The 14,989-nt window shown below is 61.7% G+C and carries 10 protein-coding genes; 7 read left to right on the top strand and 3 right to left on the bottom strand.

Annotation, left to right across the window (positions count from 1 at the left end; genetic code table 11):
• Positions 1-33: 33 nt before the first annotated feature.
• The 3 genes from AMC99_RS02580 to AMC99_RS02570 all read left to right on the top strand — a co-directional run bounded on the left by AMC99_RS02580 (position 34) and on the right by AMC99_RS02570 (position 4,547).
• Complete coding sequence (locus tag AMC99_RS02580) at positions 34-942, top strand: acyl-CoA thioesterase (RefSeq protein WP_061922405.1); 909 nt, start codon at positions 34-36, stop codon at positions 940-942.
• A 59-nt stretch (positions 943-1,001) separates the two neighbouring features.
• Positions 1,002-2,477, top strand: a complete 1,476-nt coding sequence (locus AMC99_RS02575; protein WP_061922404.1) for a carotenoid oxygenase family protein — start codon at positions 1,002-1,004, stop codon at positions 2,475-2,477.
• 243 nt (positions 2,478-2,720) lie between these two features.
• Positions 2,721-4,547: a DEAD/DEAH box helicase gene (locus tag AMC99_RS02570; protein ID WP_061922401.1), complete on the top strand. Its 1,827-nt coding sequence runs from the start codon at positions 2,721-2,723 to the stop codon at positions 4,545-4,547.
• A 41-nt stretch (positions 4,548-4,588) separates the two neighbouring features.
• On the opposite strand, the gene uvrC is transcribed toward AMC99_RS02570, so the two are convergent.
• Entirely contained in the window at positions 4,589-6,556 is a 1,968-nt protein-coding gene (gene uvrC / locus AMC99_RS02565; protein WP_061927603.1) for an excinuclease ABC subunit UvrC, read from the bottom strand.
• A 274-nt stretch (positions 6,557-6,830) separates the two neighbouring features.
• The gene (locus AMC99_RS02560; protein ID WP_061922398.1) at positions 6,831-7,565 is read right to left on the bottom strand and encodes a helix-turn-helix transcriptional regulator; all 735 of its coding nucleotides are present in this window, start codon (positions 7,563-7,565) and stop codon (positions 6,831-6,833) included.
• A gap of 276 nt (positions 7,566-7,841) precedes the next feature.
• Between AMC99_RS02560 and AMC99_RS02555 the strand changes: the two genes are divergently transcribed.
• The 3 genes from AMC99_RS02555 to AMC99_RS02545 all read left to right on the top strand — a co-directional run bounded on the left by AMC99_RS02555 (position 7,842) and on the right by AMC99_RS02545 (position 11,714).
• Positions 7,842-9,014, top strand: a complete 1,173-nt coding sequence (locus AMC99_RS02555; RefSeq protein WP_061927601.1) for a BaiN/RdsA family NAD(P)/FAD-dependent oxidoreductase — start codon at positions 7,842-7,844, stop codon at positions 9,012-9,014.
• 178 nt (positions 9,015-9,192) lie between these two features.
• Positions 9,193-10,890 carry a WS/DGAT/MGAT family O-acyltransferase gene (locus AMC99_RS02550; protein ID WP_232301482.1) on the top strand — a complete coding sequence of 566 codons (1,698 nt, stop codon included), beginning with the start codon at positions 9,193-9,195 and terminating at the stop codon, positions 10,888-10,890.
• Positions 10,891-10,901: 11 nt separating this feature from the next.
• Positions 10,902-11,714 carry an esterase/lipase family protein gene (locus tag AMC99_RS02545; RefSeq protein WP_232301481.1) on the top strand — a complete coding sequence of 271 codons (813 nt, stop codon included), beginning with the start codon at positions 10,902-10,904 and terminating at the stop codon, positions 11,712-11,714.
• Positions 11,715-11,724: 10 nt separating this feature from the next.
• Here AMC99_RS02545 and AMC99_RS02540 read toward each other — a convergent pair whose 3' ends face one another.
• Positions 11,725-14,541 carry a TonB-dependent receptor gene (locus tag AMC99_RS02540; protein WP_061922392.1) on the bottom strand — a complete coding sequence of 939 codons (2,817 nt, stop codon included), beginning with the start codon at positions 14,539-14,541 and terminating at the stop codon, positions 11,725-11,727.
• Positions 14,542-14,736: 195 nt separating this feature from the next.
• On the opposite strand from AMC99_RS02540, the gene infA reads away from it, so the two are divergent.
• Positions 14,737-14,982, top strand: a complete 246-nt coding sequence (gene infA, locus AMC99_RS02535) for a translation initiation factor IF-1 (RefSeq protein WP_047806247.1) — start codon at positions 14,737-14,739, stop codon at positions 14,980-14,982.
• Positions 14,983-14,989: the final 7 nt, after the last annotated feature.

Here is a 14,989-nt window from a genome sequence, read left to right as displayed (position 1 = left end):
ACGTTTCCGTAAAGTCGCAGCAAAGCGCTGCACATGAGTGAAACGCCAATCGATCCCCAACGTCTTGTCGACGGACTCGTCCGACTGCTGACGGTCGAGCAGAAATCCGATTTCGAGTTTACCGGCCGCCCGCAGAAGGATGGCGTCGGCCGGGTTTTCGGTGGCCAGGTGATCGCGCAGGCGCTTCAGGCGGCCAGCGCAACCGTCACCGATGGCAAGGAAGCGCACTCGCTTCATGCATATTTCCTGCGCGGAGGCGAAGAAGGACCGGAAATCGACCTCAGGGTAGAGGCCGACTTCGACGGACGCAGCTTCGCCAACCGCCGCGTGGTGGCTAGCCAGGGCGGCCGGCCAATCCTGAACCTGACAGCGAGCTTCCAGCAGCCCGAAGACGGTCTGGCCCACGACGAATATGAAATGCCCGATGTCGCAGCGCCGGAAGACCTGAAATCGGATCAGGAAATTCGTCGCAAGATCGTGGAGCATGCAGGCGACCGGATGAACGAGGCGCAAAAGGCGACTGTCACTCGCCCCCGCCCGATCGACATGCGCACGGCAGGCCGACTTCACTGGATGAACAGCGAGCCGAGCGAGCCGGTGGCATACACTTGGTTCCGCACCGTCGCACCGCTGCCCGACGATCCCGCAATCCACCGCGCCATTATCTCCTATGCCAGCGATTTTACGCTTCTCGGGACGAGCGCGCTGCCACACGGCCTCAGCTGGATGCGCGGCGAACTTGTGGGCGCTAGCCTCGACCACGCATTGTGGTTCCACCGCGAAGCACGCGCCGACGAATGGCTGCTCTATGCCACCGACAGTCCGTGGTCGGGTGGCGGACGCGGGTTCAACCGTGGACGCATCTTCAACCGAGATGGCCAGCTTGTCGCCAGCGTCGCGCAGGAAGGCATGATGCGCAAACGGATCAAGAAGGCAGACTGACGCCGCCCGCTTGCTTGTCGCGGCGCTTGGGCTAGTCTCCCTCGCGGAGAGGACAAGCGATGCAGATCACCCGCGAACCGGCGCTCAAATATACGCTGGAACCGTCGAACCATCCCTACCTTTCGGGGGCATGGACCCCCGTGCACGAGGAGGTGACGGTCGATCAGCTTGAGGTGATCGAGGGCGAAGTCCCAACCGACATCGACGGCATCTACCTTCGCAATACGGAAAATCCGGTCCACCAGCCGCTCGGTCGGCACCACCCTTTCGATGGCGATGCGATGGTCCACCAGGTCGATATTCGCGATGGCAAGGTGGCTTACCGCAACCGCTTCATCCGCACGCATTGCTTCATCGAGGAGCAGATCGCAGGGCAGTCGCTATGGGGCGGTCTGATGGACCCGCCGGGAACCGGTAAACGACCCGGCTTCGGCGCGCATGGCGGGCTGAAAGATACCGGCAGCACCGACATCGTGGTTCACGCAGGCGTGGCATACGCGACCTTTTACCAGTGCGGGGAGGCATGGATGCTCGACCCGGTCACGCTGGAAAATCTCGGCAAGGCACCGTGGGGTCCGATCGACGGCATCTCCGCCCATCCCAAAGTGGACGAGGCGACCGGCGAGATGATGTTCTTCAATTATTCGGTCCACGCCCCCTACATGCATTATGGCGTGGTCGATCGTGCGGGCAGGCTCGCCCACTACGTACCGATTCCGCTCCCCGGTCCGCGCCTGCCGCATGACATGGCGATCACTAAAAACTGGTCGATCCTGAACGACATGCCGCTGTTCTGGGATGAAGAGGCCCTGAAACGCGATATTCATGCGGCGCGCCTGCACGAAGGGCTGCCGAGCCGCTTCGCCCTGATCCCGCGACATGGGCAGCCGGAAGACATCCGCTGGTTCGAGGCCGAACCGACCTACGTGCTGCACTGGACCAATGCCTACGAAGCCAGGAATGAAGATGGTGAGGACGAGGTCGTGCTGGAGGGCTATCACCAATCCTGCCCCATGCCCGAACCGCTGCAGGAACATGGCCGCTATGCGCACATGATGGCCTATGTCGACGAGCACAGCTTCCAGTGCCGCCTGCACCGCTGGCGCTTCAACCTTTCGACGAGCGAGACGAGTGAAGAGCGCCTGTCCGACAGGATTGTCGAATTCGGGATGATCAATCCCGATTATGCCATGCGCCGCAACCGCTACACCTGGTCGACCACCAGCAAGCCCGGCTGGTTCCTGTTCAACGGTTATTGCCGCCATGACAGCGAAACAGGCGAGGAACAGCTCTACCAGCTTCCAGAAGGCGTCTATGCGAGCGAAAGCCCGGTGGTCCCCAAACAGGGAGCGACGAAAGAAGATCAGGCATATCTCGTCACCTTCCTGATCGACGAAAACAAGGGCACGAGCGAATTCGCTATCCTCGATGCAGGCGATATCGCCAAAGGCCCGATCTGTCGCCTCGCCCTGCCGCACAAGATTTCCAGTGGCGTGCATTCGACTTGGGTTGCACGGGAAATGCTTGGGTCCTGAAGAGCGAACCCACGCTTCTACAAGTGCGGACAGACCTCGGACGTTGCGGCATGAATTTCCCTTGCTGCGACATTTCATTTCGCAATTGCAAAATAAAACAAGCCAAAGCGCCAGATTTGCGCTATAGCGTCGTCAAATAGGCGACCGCAGTGCAAACCGACTGCGCGCCAGGAGCGCGGTTTTGGACGCGCCCGACGTTATCCCCCTGCCCGTCCGCCTGGTTTCGCGGCCCCACGAGTTCACATGCCTTTTGAAAATCTTGCGCCGGTAATCGGCGATGCCCTCAATGATCGGGGCTATACCACGCTTACTCCGGTGCAGACCGCAGCGATCGCTCCCGAATCGCAAGGCCGCGACCTCATCGTTTCCGCACAGACCGGCAGCGGCAAGACCGTTGCTTTCGGACTTGCCTTGTCGGACCAGATCCTGGCCGAAGTGCGCGGGACCCCACTGGTCGAAGCGCCGCTGGCACTGGTAATCGCGCCGACCCGCGAACTGGCCCTGCAGGTCAGCCGCGAGCTTGGCTGGCTGTACGAAAAGGCCGGGCTGCGCATCGCGACTTGCGTCGGCGGCATGGATCCGAGCAAGGAACGCCGCGCCCTGCGCACCGGACCGGCGATCGTCGTTGGCACGCCCGGGCGCCTGCGCGACCATCTTGAGCGTGGTGCCCTCGACCTTTCGGCACTCGTCGGTGTGGTGCTCGACGAAGCGGACGAGATGCTCGACATGGGTTTCCGCGAAGATCTCGAGGAGATCCTCGACGCGACGCCCGAAACGCGCCGCACGCTGCTGTTCTCGGCAACAATGCCGCGCGCCATCGTGCGCCTTGCCGAACGATACCAGCAGGATGCGCTGCGTCTTTCGCTGGTCGGCGAGGACCGTGGTCATGGCGACATTGCCTACCAGGCCATTTCCGTCGGTCCGTCGGAAATCGAGAACGCGGTCGTGAACCTGCTGCGTTTTCACGAGGCGGAAACCGCCATCTGTTTCTGCGCCACCCGTGAAAGCGTGCGCCGCCTGCACACCACCTTGCAGAACCGCGGCTTTGGCGTCGTCGCCCTGTCGGGTGAACATTCGCAGAGCGAGCGCAATCACGCCCTCCAGGCGCTGCGCGACCACCGCGCCCGCGTCTGCGTCGCTACCGACGTTGCCGCTCGCGGTATTGACCTTCCCTCGCTCAGCCTCGTGATCCACGTCGAAATCCCCCGCGATGCCGAAACCTTGCAGCACCGTTCCGGTCGTACCGGTCGTGCGGGCAAGAAGGGTACAGCCGCGATCATCGTGCCTTATAACCGCCGCCGCCGGGTCGAAGGCATGCTGCGCGGTGCGAATATCTCTGCCGACTGGATCGATGCGCCCACGCCCGAACAGATCGCGGCGAAGGATCGCACCCGCCTGATGGAAAAGCTGACGGAGCCGCGCGAATACGACGATGCAGATCGCGATCTGGCCGCGGACCTTATGAAACGGATGCCGCCGGAAGACATCGCCGCGACGCTCGTCAGCATGCATCGCGAACAGCTTCCCCAACCGGAGGAAATGCTCGCAAACACGCCGGATGGCCGTGAAAAGGCAAAGGCTGATCGCCATCGCCCCGGTTTCGAAGATGTCGTCTGGTTCAAGATGGGTATCGGCAGGCGCCAAAACGCCGAGCCGCGCTGGATTCTGCCGCTTATCTGTCGCCGCGGCCATGTTACCCGCAACGAAATCGGCGCGATCCGCATTGGCCAGCATGAAACGTGGTTCCAGATCCCATCTGCGCAAGCAGCCAAGTTCACCGACGCTCTCGGTCGCACCGCTTCCGCCGACGACGATCAGGATGCGATCGTGATCGAGGCATCGCCCGAGGGCCCGCGCATCGAAGCACGCGAAAACCGCAAGCATGGCGGCAACAAGGTCCATGCGAAACCGTTTCGCAAAGGCGGAGGCGACAAGGCTCGTCCGCCTTTCAAGCGCGACAACAATGACGGACCGAAGCCGGGCAAGAAGTTTGGCGGCAAGCCTCAAGCGAAGGGTAAGTTCAAAGGCAAGGCAGCAGGTCGACCAAAGTCTGGCGGACCGACTCGCTAAGCCCTTCCCGCCGGAGATTCGGACCGCCTGAGGCGCGTCCGTTAGCCCCCGGCGTGGTAGAAATCGTAGATCTTGCGCGCGACTGCGTCGCTGACACCCGGCGCGCGTTGCAGATCCTCGAGAGCGGCTGCGCGCACTTTGCTCGCCGTCCCGAAGTGCAGCAGCAAGGCGCGCTTGCGCGCCGGACCGATACCGGGGATTTCGTCGAGCGGTGATGCGCTGATCGCACGGCTGCGCTTGGCCCGGTGCGCGCCGATGACATAGCGGTGCACTTCGTCGCGCAGGTTCTGCAAATAGAACAGCAAAGGCGAATTGGTAGGCAGGGTCTTCTCGCGCCCGTCGGGGAAATGGAACACCTCGCGGCCATCGCGGCCATGATGCGGCCCCTTGGCGATGGCGATCAGTGGCACGTCCTCGATCCCCATTTCCTCCAGCGTGTCGCGCACAGACGACATCTGTCCCTTACCGCCGTCGATAAGTACGAGGTCCGGCCAGTTGTCGTGATGGGTGCCCCTGTCGGAAGCTGTAACGTCCTCGTCCCGCTCGCCTTCGGCCAGTTTCCGAAACCGGCGGCGCATTACCTCGCGCATCATGCCGAAATCGTCATTGGTCTGCGCTTCGCGGATGTTGAACTTGCGATACTGGTTCTTGATGAAGCCTTCCGGCCCCGCGACCACCATTGCGCCGACAGCCTTCGATCCCTGGATATGGCTGTTGTCGTAAACCTCGATCCTTTGCGGCAGCCCATCGAGTTCGAGAAATTCGGCAAGCTCGCGCTGGATTTTCGCCTTGGTCCCGCTTTCGGCCAGCCGCCGCTCGAGCGCTTCCACGGCGTTTCGCTGGGCTTGTTCCATCAGCTTGCGACGATCACCGCGTTGCGGAACCGAAAGGACGACCTTGCGCCCGGCAAGTTCCGATAGCGCCTGCTCCATCAATTCCGCTTCCGGCAATATTCGATCGACCAGTACCGTGGGCGGAGGCGGCACTTCCTCATAGAACTGGAGGATGACGTCGGAGAGGATCTCCGCCTCTTCGACATCCTTGGTGTGCGTAGGGAAGAACGCCCTGTGCCCCCAGTTCTGGCCACCGCGGATGAAGAAGGACTGGATCCCGACCTGCCCGCCCTTCGACGCCAGCGCGAATACGTCGGCATCGCCCACACCCTGCGCATTGATTGCCTGGCTGCCCTGGATGAAGGTCGCGGCTCTCAGCCGGTCGCGCAGAATGGCGGCAGTCTCGAAATCGAGATCCTCAGCCGCCTTGGCCATCTCGGTTTCGAGGTCTTGTTGCACCTTGCTCGACTTGCCGGCGAGAAAGTCCTTCGCCTGCCCGACAAGTGCCGAATAATCTTCCTTGCTGATCCGGTCGACGCACGGCGCGCTGCAACGCTTGATCTGGTAGAGCAGGCACGGGCGATCACGCCTGCTGAAGAAACTGTCTGTGCACGATCTCAGCAGGAACAGCTTCTGCAACGCGTTGATCGTGGTGTTGACGCTGCCCGCGCTGGCAAACGGGCCATAGTAATTGCCCTTGGCCCGGCGTGCGCCGCGATGTTTCATGATCCGCGGAAAGTCGTGCTCCGCCCGCAGCAGGATGAAGGGGAAGCTCTTGTCGTCGCGCAACAAGACGTTGAACGGCGGGCGGAAGCGCTTGACCAGCTGCGCCTCCAGCAGCAGCGCCTCGGCTTCCGAATTGGTGACGACGATTTCCATCGAGCGGCACTGGCTGACCATGCGCTGCAGGCGATTGGTAAGCTGCTTTACCTGCGTGTAATTCGCGACTCGTGCCTTCAGGCTGCGGGCCTTGCCCACGTAAAGGACTTCGCCCCGTGCATCGAGCATGCGGTAAACGCCGGGGCGTGGCTTCAGCGTCTTTACCGTCTCGCGGATGGCAGTGACGCCGGCCTCGAGATCGGGTTGCGCGCTGGCGACGGTATAGGTCGCCCGCTCCTCGTTGAAGCGTTCGGCTCCTCTTGGATCGTGGGGAGTGCCTGCCGGGGTGCGCGCCATGAAAGGCAGATAGGAGGTAGCACGCGCATACTCAATCACTTGCGCTTCCGCCGGATCCGGATCTTTCCTGAGAAGGACGGTCACGGTCCGACATTGCGTAACACGTGACCGTCCAGCGCATCCGCGCGGGTTTTCCCGGCGACTGTCGCCGCGGAACCCGAGTAGCCCCAACAATGCGAACCGAAGGGCTCAGATATCCGCTCGCCCGCCCGATGCACTCGCGCCAGTGTCCGGTAAAGTCCCCCGACTCCCCGACAAGTGGTTAAGGCAACGCCTAACGGGGGCTGGCGCGTATCACGCCCAACGTCAAAGCGCGCACCGATGCAGAAGTCCGGTCGGTTACTCCCAGCTTCTCAAATATCCGCGAGACATAGACGTCGACTGTCGATGCCGAGATGCCGAGGATCTGCCCAATTACGGCGTTGCTTTTGCCTCGCGCAATCCACTGCATGACCTCGTGTTCGCGCTGCGAAAGGCGCGGGTTTTCAAGGTCAGAAAGGCGGCTGAGCTGGAGGTGACGCTGGAAGGATATCTGGCCCAGTGCACTCACCTTCAACATTGATTCTGGCGTGATGCAGTCGTCGGAGACTGGCAGGCCGACGCCGATGAAGGTTCGCCGCGCACCCGGCCCATAGCAGGGCATCCCGATGCCGTCCCCTATCCCGAACCGCTCCAGTAATTCGAAATATTTCCTTTGCCGGCGCGACAGGCGGAGGATCCGGTCGATCTCGCTCCACCGGAATGCGCTGCCATGGCGCAGGGCTGCGCGCGGCAAGGGATCGACCAATGCCAGCCGCCCGGGGTAATGCCGCTCCCAGACCTTGGGGAATCCCAGGTTGAGCAGTCGTCGCCCAATCCGGGCATCGGCAGCGACCGGGTTCAGGAAATATGCGGCCCTGAAGCCGAGAGTCCCGATGACCTCAAGGAAGGCGGAGCGTATCTCCGCATCGCTTTTCGCCTCGGAAATTTTCAATGCTTCTGCCCAGAAGCGATCATTCACCGACGTCATGGAAGCCAGCGTCCTGCACCAAATTTCCGCGAGAGTGCGGAAAAACCCAGAAAAATCCGAGCGGTGCACCTGCGAAGTGAGTCGAGGCCAGCGCGCTGGTAGAACCGCAATTTATTATCGCCCTCGAACTGCAACAAGCGAAATCAGCGTGTCGGTCTCTTTATAACGCGCAAGGTCCGGCATCCGGCCCTTGCGCTGTCAGGTCTTGCAGGCAATGGGCAGTCCGTGAACGACAATTTCGATACGATAATACTTGGCGCAGGAGCTGCCGGATTGATGTGTGCCGCGCGTGCTGGCCAGAAAGGCGCGCGTGCACTCGTGCTCGAGAAGAGCGAGAAACCGGGCAAGAAAATCCTGATATCGGGCGGTGGCCGGTGCAATTTCACCAATATCGGTGCCGGACCCAACAACTATCTCAGTTCAAATCCGCATTTCGCCAAGAGCGCCCTCGCCCGCTACACCCCGCGCGATTTCCTCGATCTCGTCGAAAGCCACGGGATTGCCTGGCACGAAAAAACGCTGGGCCAGCTATTCTGCGACGGATCGGCGAAGCAGATCGTAGAGATGCTGCTGTCCGAATGCGCACGCTCGAATGAATTCGGCGGTGACGTCGAAATCCGTTGCGGCGAAGAAATCGCATCGGTCGTGCATTCAAATGGCACTTATACCGTCACAACGCAGAACGGCGCCTATTCCGCACCGGCATTGGTCATCGCAACGGGCGGGCCATCGATCCCCAAAATGGGTGCGACAGGTTTTGCCTATGAGCTTGCGCGCCAGTTCGGGATGAAAGTCGTCGAACCGCGCCCTGCCCTCGTCCCGCTGACACTCGGCGGAGAAGAGGTGCTGTTCCGCGAAATCTCCGGCGTTTCCGCCCCTGTCGTTGCGACCGCCAACAAGTCGAGCTTCGCAGAAGCCGCCCTCTTCACCCACAAGGGCCTGTCAGGACCGGCTATCCTCCAGGTCAGCTCCTACTGGCGGCCGGGCGATCCGATTACGATCGATTTCATGCCCGACAGGACCGAGGGATGGCTGGTCGAAGCCAAGCAGGCGAATCCGCGCGCAACCCTGAAATCCGTCCTTCGGGAGGCGTTGCCGGACAGGCTGGCCGAAATACTCGTCGATAAAATCGGCCTGCAGGGCGAACTCGGCAATCTCTCCGACAAGGCGCTTCGATCGGCGGAGACAAGGCTGTCGCGCTGGACCTTCACCCCGAACGGCAGCGAGGGATTTGCAAAGGCAGAGGTGACGGTTGGCGGGATCTCCACCGCCGAGCTCAGCTCCAAGACGATGGAATCGCGGAAGAATCCCGGCCTATATGCGATCGGAGAAGCCGTCGACGTCACCGGCTGGCTAGGAGGTTACAACTTCCAGTGGGCCTGGGCGAGTGGCGTCGCAGCGGGCGAGGCCATCGGCGCAATGGCGTGCAGCGGCGCAGAGTTACGCTAGGTAACCGGTTGACCTAGGCGGCAAGTTGACCGCCGCTCGTCCTCTGTTAGCTTCTGCAACATGGTATCGGGAAGACCCGGATCTGCACGCATCGGCCTTGAAAATTGCCCATACGTGTTTCGGCAGGAGAGGATATTGCGCTCGCCGCGCCCCATGCGGACAGCGCGAAAGGATTTCGATGCGCCAGTTACAGGGCATGGATGCCAGTTTCGTTGCGATGGAAACGCGCAACTCGCCGATGCACATCGGCTCAATCCTCATTTACAACCCTGAAACCGCGCCCGGCGGCTTCGTCCGGTTCAAGGACATCCTGAGCTTCTTCGAAAGCCGCCTGCAATTGAGCCGGACAGTCCGCCAGCGGATGGTGCGTGTGCCGTTCGATCTCGATTATCCTTACTGGATCGAGGATCCCGACTTCGATCTCGAATACCACGTCCGGCACGTCGCCCTGCCCAAGCCCGGCGACTGGCGGCAGTTGTGCATCCAGGCGGCGCGCATTTTCGCCCGACCGCTCGATCTCGACCGACCGCCGTGGGAATTCACCGTCGTGGAAGGGCTCGACAATATTCCCGGCGTTTCCAAGGGCAGCTATGCGATGGTGACCAAGGTCCACCACGCCGCAATCGACGGGATGAGCGGGATCGACCTGATGGAAGCGATGCACACGCTTCGGCCCGATGCCCCGCCGCCCGATACCGAGGACAAGTGGCAGCCGGAGAAGATTCCCAATCCTGCCGAACTGCTGGGCAAGAGCTACCTTCACGCGGTCACCAATCCGCTCAAGCAGCTGGAAGTTGCGGCCAAGGCTGCACCGGGCCTCGCGAAGACGATCAAGGGCCTGATCTCCAAGGAGTTCAACCTCAGCGGCGAAATGGTCGCGCCGAAGACCCGCTTCAACCGCGTGCTCTCGCCGCACCGCGTCGTCGAGGGACGCAGCTTCAAGCTCGACGATATCAAGACGATCCGCGCGCTTTCGCCCGGAAGCAAGGTCAATGACGTTTTCCTGACCATCATTGGCGGGGCGATGCGCAAATACCTGCTGTCGAAAGACGACCTTCCCGCCAAGACGCTGACCGCAATGGCCCCGATCTCGGTTCGCTCGAAGAACGAGAAGAACGACATGGGCAACCAGGTGGCGGCGATGATCGCACCGCTCGGAACGCATCTGGAGGATCCGACCGAGCGTTTCGCATTCGTCCACTCGCGCACGACCAATTCGAAGGCCTTGAGCGAGGCAATCGGCGCCCGGAACATGACCGAAATGAGCAAGGTCAGCCCTGCGCTCTACATGGCTCTCGGTGCGCAGTTCTACACGCGCCTCGGTCTCGCCAATCGCGGGGTCGGCCCGATTTTCTCGACCGTGGTCACCAATGTGCCTGGCCCGCCGGTCCCCATCTATTCGACCGGCGCGCGGCTCGAAAGCATGATGGGACTGCTTTGCCTCAACGACGGACTTGGCCTTGGCCACGTGGTCCAGAGCTATTGCGACGAGGCCACAATCGCGTTCACCGCCTGCCGTGAGGCAATGCCGGACCCGGAATTCTACGTCGAATGCATAGAGGAAAGCTTCGGCGAGCTGCTTGCCGCGGCCAAGGCGCTGGAAAGCTGCAAGAACGCGGACGCTCCGCAAGAAAAGGCCAAGGCACCGGCAGCGAAGAAACCGGCAGCGAAGCCGGCGGCCAAGAAAGCCGCTGCGACAAAGCCCGTTCCGCGGCCCAAGACCCAACCGAAGCCCCAACCCAAGCCAAAACCGAAGGCGAAATCCGCTGCCAAGGCGGACACAAAGCCAGCCAAGGCCGTTAAGCCCAAATCCGCAACCAAACCTGCCGCAAAGAGCGCAAAGCCGGCGGCACGGAAAACCACCAGAAAATCGTAAGGGAAGCACCAGTGGCGAGCATCGCGATGACACACGAAGAATTCGAACTCGAGAGCAGTCTCAGTCCGTCGCCCCCAAGCCCGCTCTGGACGATGTGCGAGGGCCGCGCATTCTTCGAACTCGGCGCGTTCTATTTGACGCGCCCCTTCCTTAGTCAGTTACCGAAGGGCGACGGGCATTCGGTCATGGTCCTGCCGGGCTTCATGGCATCGAACAGCTCGACGGCTCCGATGCGCCGCCTGCTGAAGGACCTGAATTACGATGCCCATGGCTGGAACAGCGGTCGTAACCTCAAGGTCGATCATGCGCTGCTGCATCGCCTCGAAACGCAACTCGCCAAGCTGAACGACGATAGCGGCGAAAAGGTCTCGCTCGTCGGCTGGAGCCTCGGCGGTGTCCTCGCCCGCGAGCTGGCCAAACTCCACTCGGACCGCGTGCGCTTCGTCATTTCGCTCGGCAGTCCGATTTCGGACGACCGCGCGCATACCAATGCTGCCAAACTGTTCGAGTTCTTCAACGGCAAGGAACCGGAAGTCATGGTTGGTGGCCGGTTCGAAGGATTGAACATCGCGCCCCCGGTACCCACGACCTCGATCCTGACCAAGACCGACGGAGTCGTCCACTGGCGCGGGTCGGTCCAACACCCGAGCAAGTCGCCGACCGAAAATATCGAGGTTTACGCCAGCCATTGCGGCCTCGGCGTCAATCCTTCGGTCATGGTCGCGGTTGCCGACAGGCTTGCCCAGTCGGAAGACGATTGGGCGCCTTTCGATCCGTCACCCGCACAGCAATGGATGTTCCCGAAAACGGGGTTCGGCGCCTGACCGCACCCCGTCAGAACATCTTGCGGATGTCGATACCCAGATAACGTCCGGTCGGGTCGATCAGGAACGGCTGGTAGCTGATCGGAACCGCGCCGGTTTCATCCGTCACCTTTCTCCGGCCGTCGAAGATGTTGTCGGCCCGGAACGACAGACGCAGGTTCTTCAGAAAACCTTCTTCCTTGTCGAAAACCTGCCCGAGGTCCGCAAATACGCGCAGGTCCAACGTCGCAAGATCGCTGAAGAACAGGTCGCTGCTACCCGGCAGTCCGGTGCCGTCGATTCGCGCCTTGCCGGTATAGCGGCCCGACAGGCGCATACCCTTGCCCTGGCGGAAGATGCCGACCTCGAGACTTGTCGAATGGCGTGCCTGGCCGGTCTCGCCGGTGGCATCGCCATCCAGCAGGTCCAGTTCGGGCAAGCCTTCCGCAATCAGCACGGTGTTTTCCAGCTCGAGAGTGTGGGACAGGTTCACGAAGTAACGACCGCGGCCGTCATCGCCGCGACCGAACATGGCTCCGCGACCGCCGCCGCGTCCGCCACTCGGTGCGCCGCCACCCGATGGAGCGGACGCCGCAGTCGTGCCGCCAGGTGCGCCCCGCCCCATGGCCGAGGGATCGAAACTGCAAAGCCTTTCGCGAAGCTGGGCCACGCGTGCGGGGTCGATCTTGCCGTCTTCACCGCGCAGGCGGGACACCATCTGCGAAGCGCGTTCGGCATCGAAGCCGGGAAAATCGACGGACAGATCGTCACCGCGATCGACCGCCTCAGCGAGGCGCATCAGCATGTCGGCACCGTCATCGGCGCAAACACGTTCGCGGAAACGCATGAAAGCTGCACGTTGCTCTTCGCTCGGCATGCCGCCTGCACCGAAACCCGGACCACGCCGCTGGCCCGCCTCGGGCGCGCTTTCCGCTGCAGCAGGTGCCGGACGCGATGGCGCTTCGCTCTCTGCCGCCTTTGCCTTGCCAAAGCTGCCGCGGGTGGTCAGGCCGAAAACCAGTCGCTCCGCCTTGCCGCGGGCAAAGGTTACCGGTCGGCGGTCGATCTGGACAAGCTGGCCCGTGTTATCGCGGGTTACGCGATCCGGAAAAGCCTGCTCGATGGCGGCGGTCAGCACCGGGAAGCTGCTGCTAACATTGCGTGACCGGTTACGGATATAATCGACTGAAAGCGATGTGCTTTCCCAGAAGGGAAGCTCCCAGGTCGCGTTGAACTTCCAGTCGCGCTGGCTTTCTTCGACCAGGTCGGGATTACCGCCCGAGATTACTGTCGCGAGCACGGTTTCACCGTTGACGAAGTCATACACCGGCACGTTCAGCGTCTCGACGACAGGGTTGCCGAGCTGCGAAATGCTGGGCGCGGAATCGGCCGCGATGTAGGTGCCCGACAGGGTTAGGCCGTCGGTCAGGCTCCAGGTCAGGCCAGCGCTCCAGTCATAGAGCATCCCGAAGTCGGAAAGGTCCTCGAACCCGGCGCCGAAATTTGCACTCAGATCACCGATTGCGCCCCAGGCGGCGCCCGCTTCGGCAATCGGCACAACGACGTTCACGCCGGAATTCAATCGCCTGCGCGTAACGGAGGAATCACTCAGCGTCCTCGTGTCGGAGCTGTCGATGCGCTTCCAGTCGAAGCCTGCATCGAAGGTTGCCGAAAGTTCGCCTGCAGGCAGGTCGGCAAGGCTGCCGCGAAGCGTAGCCTTGTTGACGGACGTATAGATCTTGCTGCCCGAAACATCGTAGCCGTTATAGGCATCCACGGGCAGAGCGCCGTCGAGCGCCAGGTCACCTGCGAGCGCAGCGTCCTGCAGCGCGGTAACATCGGCGCGGCGGTCGATTTCGGTCTTGGAGTCGGTGTAAACCGCGTCGCTCGTGACGGTCATCTGGAAGTCGCCGAGCGGCTTTGACCAGCTGGCTGCTGCGGAGAAGGAATCGCTGCTGGAGCGGCGTTCCAACGGGTCATTTGCGCCGAAGGTGCGGAATGCCTGTGCGTTGTTCGGATCGGTAAGGATCACCGAATTGAGGCCAGACAGGCTCGTGCTGTCCGAATGCTCGTACGTCGCATTGAGGCTGAGCGAAGATCCGCTGTCCATCAGCGCCTTGGCCCAGTTGCCCGTCAGTTCGAATTCAAAACTGCGTGGGACGAGCGTGCGGTAGTCGGCCGGATCGGGGTCGCCGGCGATGTCGGATTGCGTGCCTTCCGCCTGGAGAACGTCGCGCTCACCTTCGGTCAGCGCCGTTACCTCATTGGCGGAAATATTGACGTTGAACCGGCCGCCATCCTTGATCCGCAGCAGGGTCGCTTCCTGCTCGAAGGCATTGTAGCCACCGCGATCGGGTCCTTCGAATTCGAGTTCGATTTCGTTGCTGGCGAAGTTTTCCTTCAGGATCATGTTCACGACCCGGCGGTCAGGCGGATAGCCGAACTTCTGCGCCACTTCCTCCGGCATCACTTCGACCTTGGCGATCGCCTCGGGCGGGAAAGAACGCATTTCGCGGAAACTGCCGATGCGGATGCCGTTGAGCAGCAGGACAGGCGGCGCACCACCACCCCGCCCGCGGGACGAACCCGTCTGCGGGGAAATCGCTTCGAGAAGTTCCTGGATCGAGGTCGCACCAACGGCTGCGATATCTTCCTCGTTCAGTTCGAGGACGGGTGCCTGTTCGACCTGCAGCTGACCGCGCAGGCGTTCGCCAGTGACGACGATTGCGTTCGACGGAAGCGTATCGTCATCGACTGAGGAATCATCCGCAGTAGTCTGTGCGTACAGAGCAGGAGAGGAAAGAGACGCGAGCGCAGTACCCAGCGCTAATCGGGTTTGCCATTTCATGACCAGTGAAATCCTAGAAAGCCGTTCCTCGCACAAGCCTCTGAAAGGTATCGGATTGCATCAGGATGCGACGAACCGACACATCGACGAGGCCGCCGATCGTTTGTGCCCTAACGCACAAGACTTTCCTTTTATCCTCTCTGCCGCTATGGGCGCGCGACACAGTTCGACGAACAACATCAAACAAGGACCTACATGGCTAAAGAAGAACTCCTCGAAATGCGCGGCAAGGTGGTGGAATTGCTGCCGAACGCGATGTTCCGGGTTGAGCTCGAAAACGGCCACGAGGTGCTTGGGCACACCGCGGGCAAGATGCGCAAGAACCGCATTCGCGTACTCGTCGGTGACGAAGTTCTGTGCGAACTGACCCCGTACGACCTGACCAAGGCTCGTATCACCTATCGCTTCATGCCCGGCCGCGGCGGCCCCGGCCCGCAATAAGCGGCGG

This window comes from Altererythrobacter epoxidivorans (genome assembly GCF_001281485.1).
Classification (GTDB): Bacteria; Pseudomonadota; Alphaproteobacteria; order Sphingomonadales; family Sphingomonadaceae; genus Erythrobacter; species Erythrobacter epoxidivorans.
Note: the sequence above shows the minus strand (reverse complement) of the source record. Positions and strands in the feature narration are given on the sequence as shown.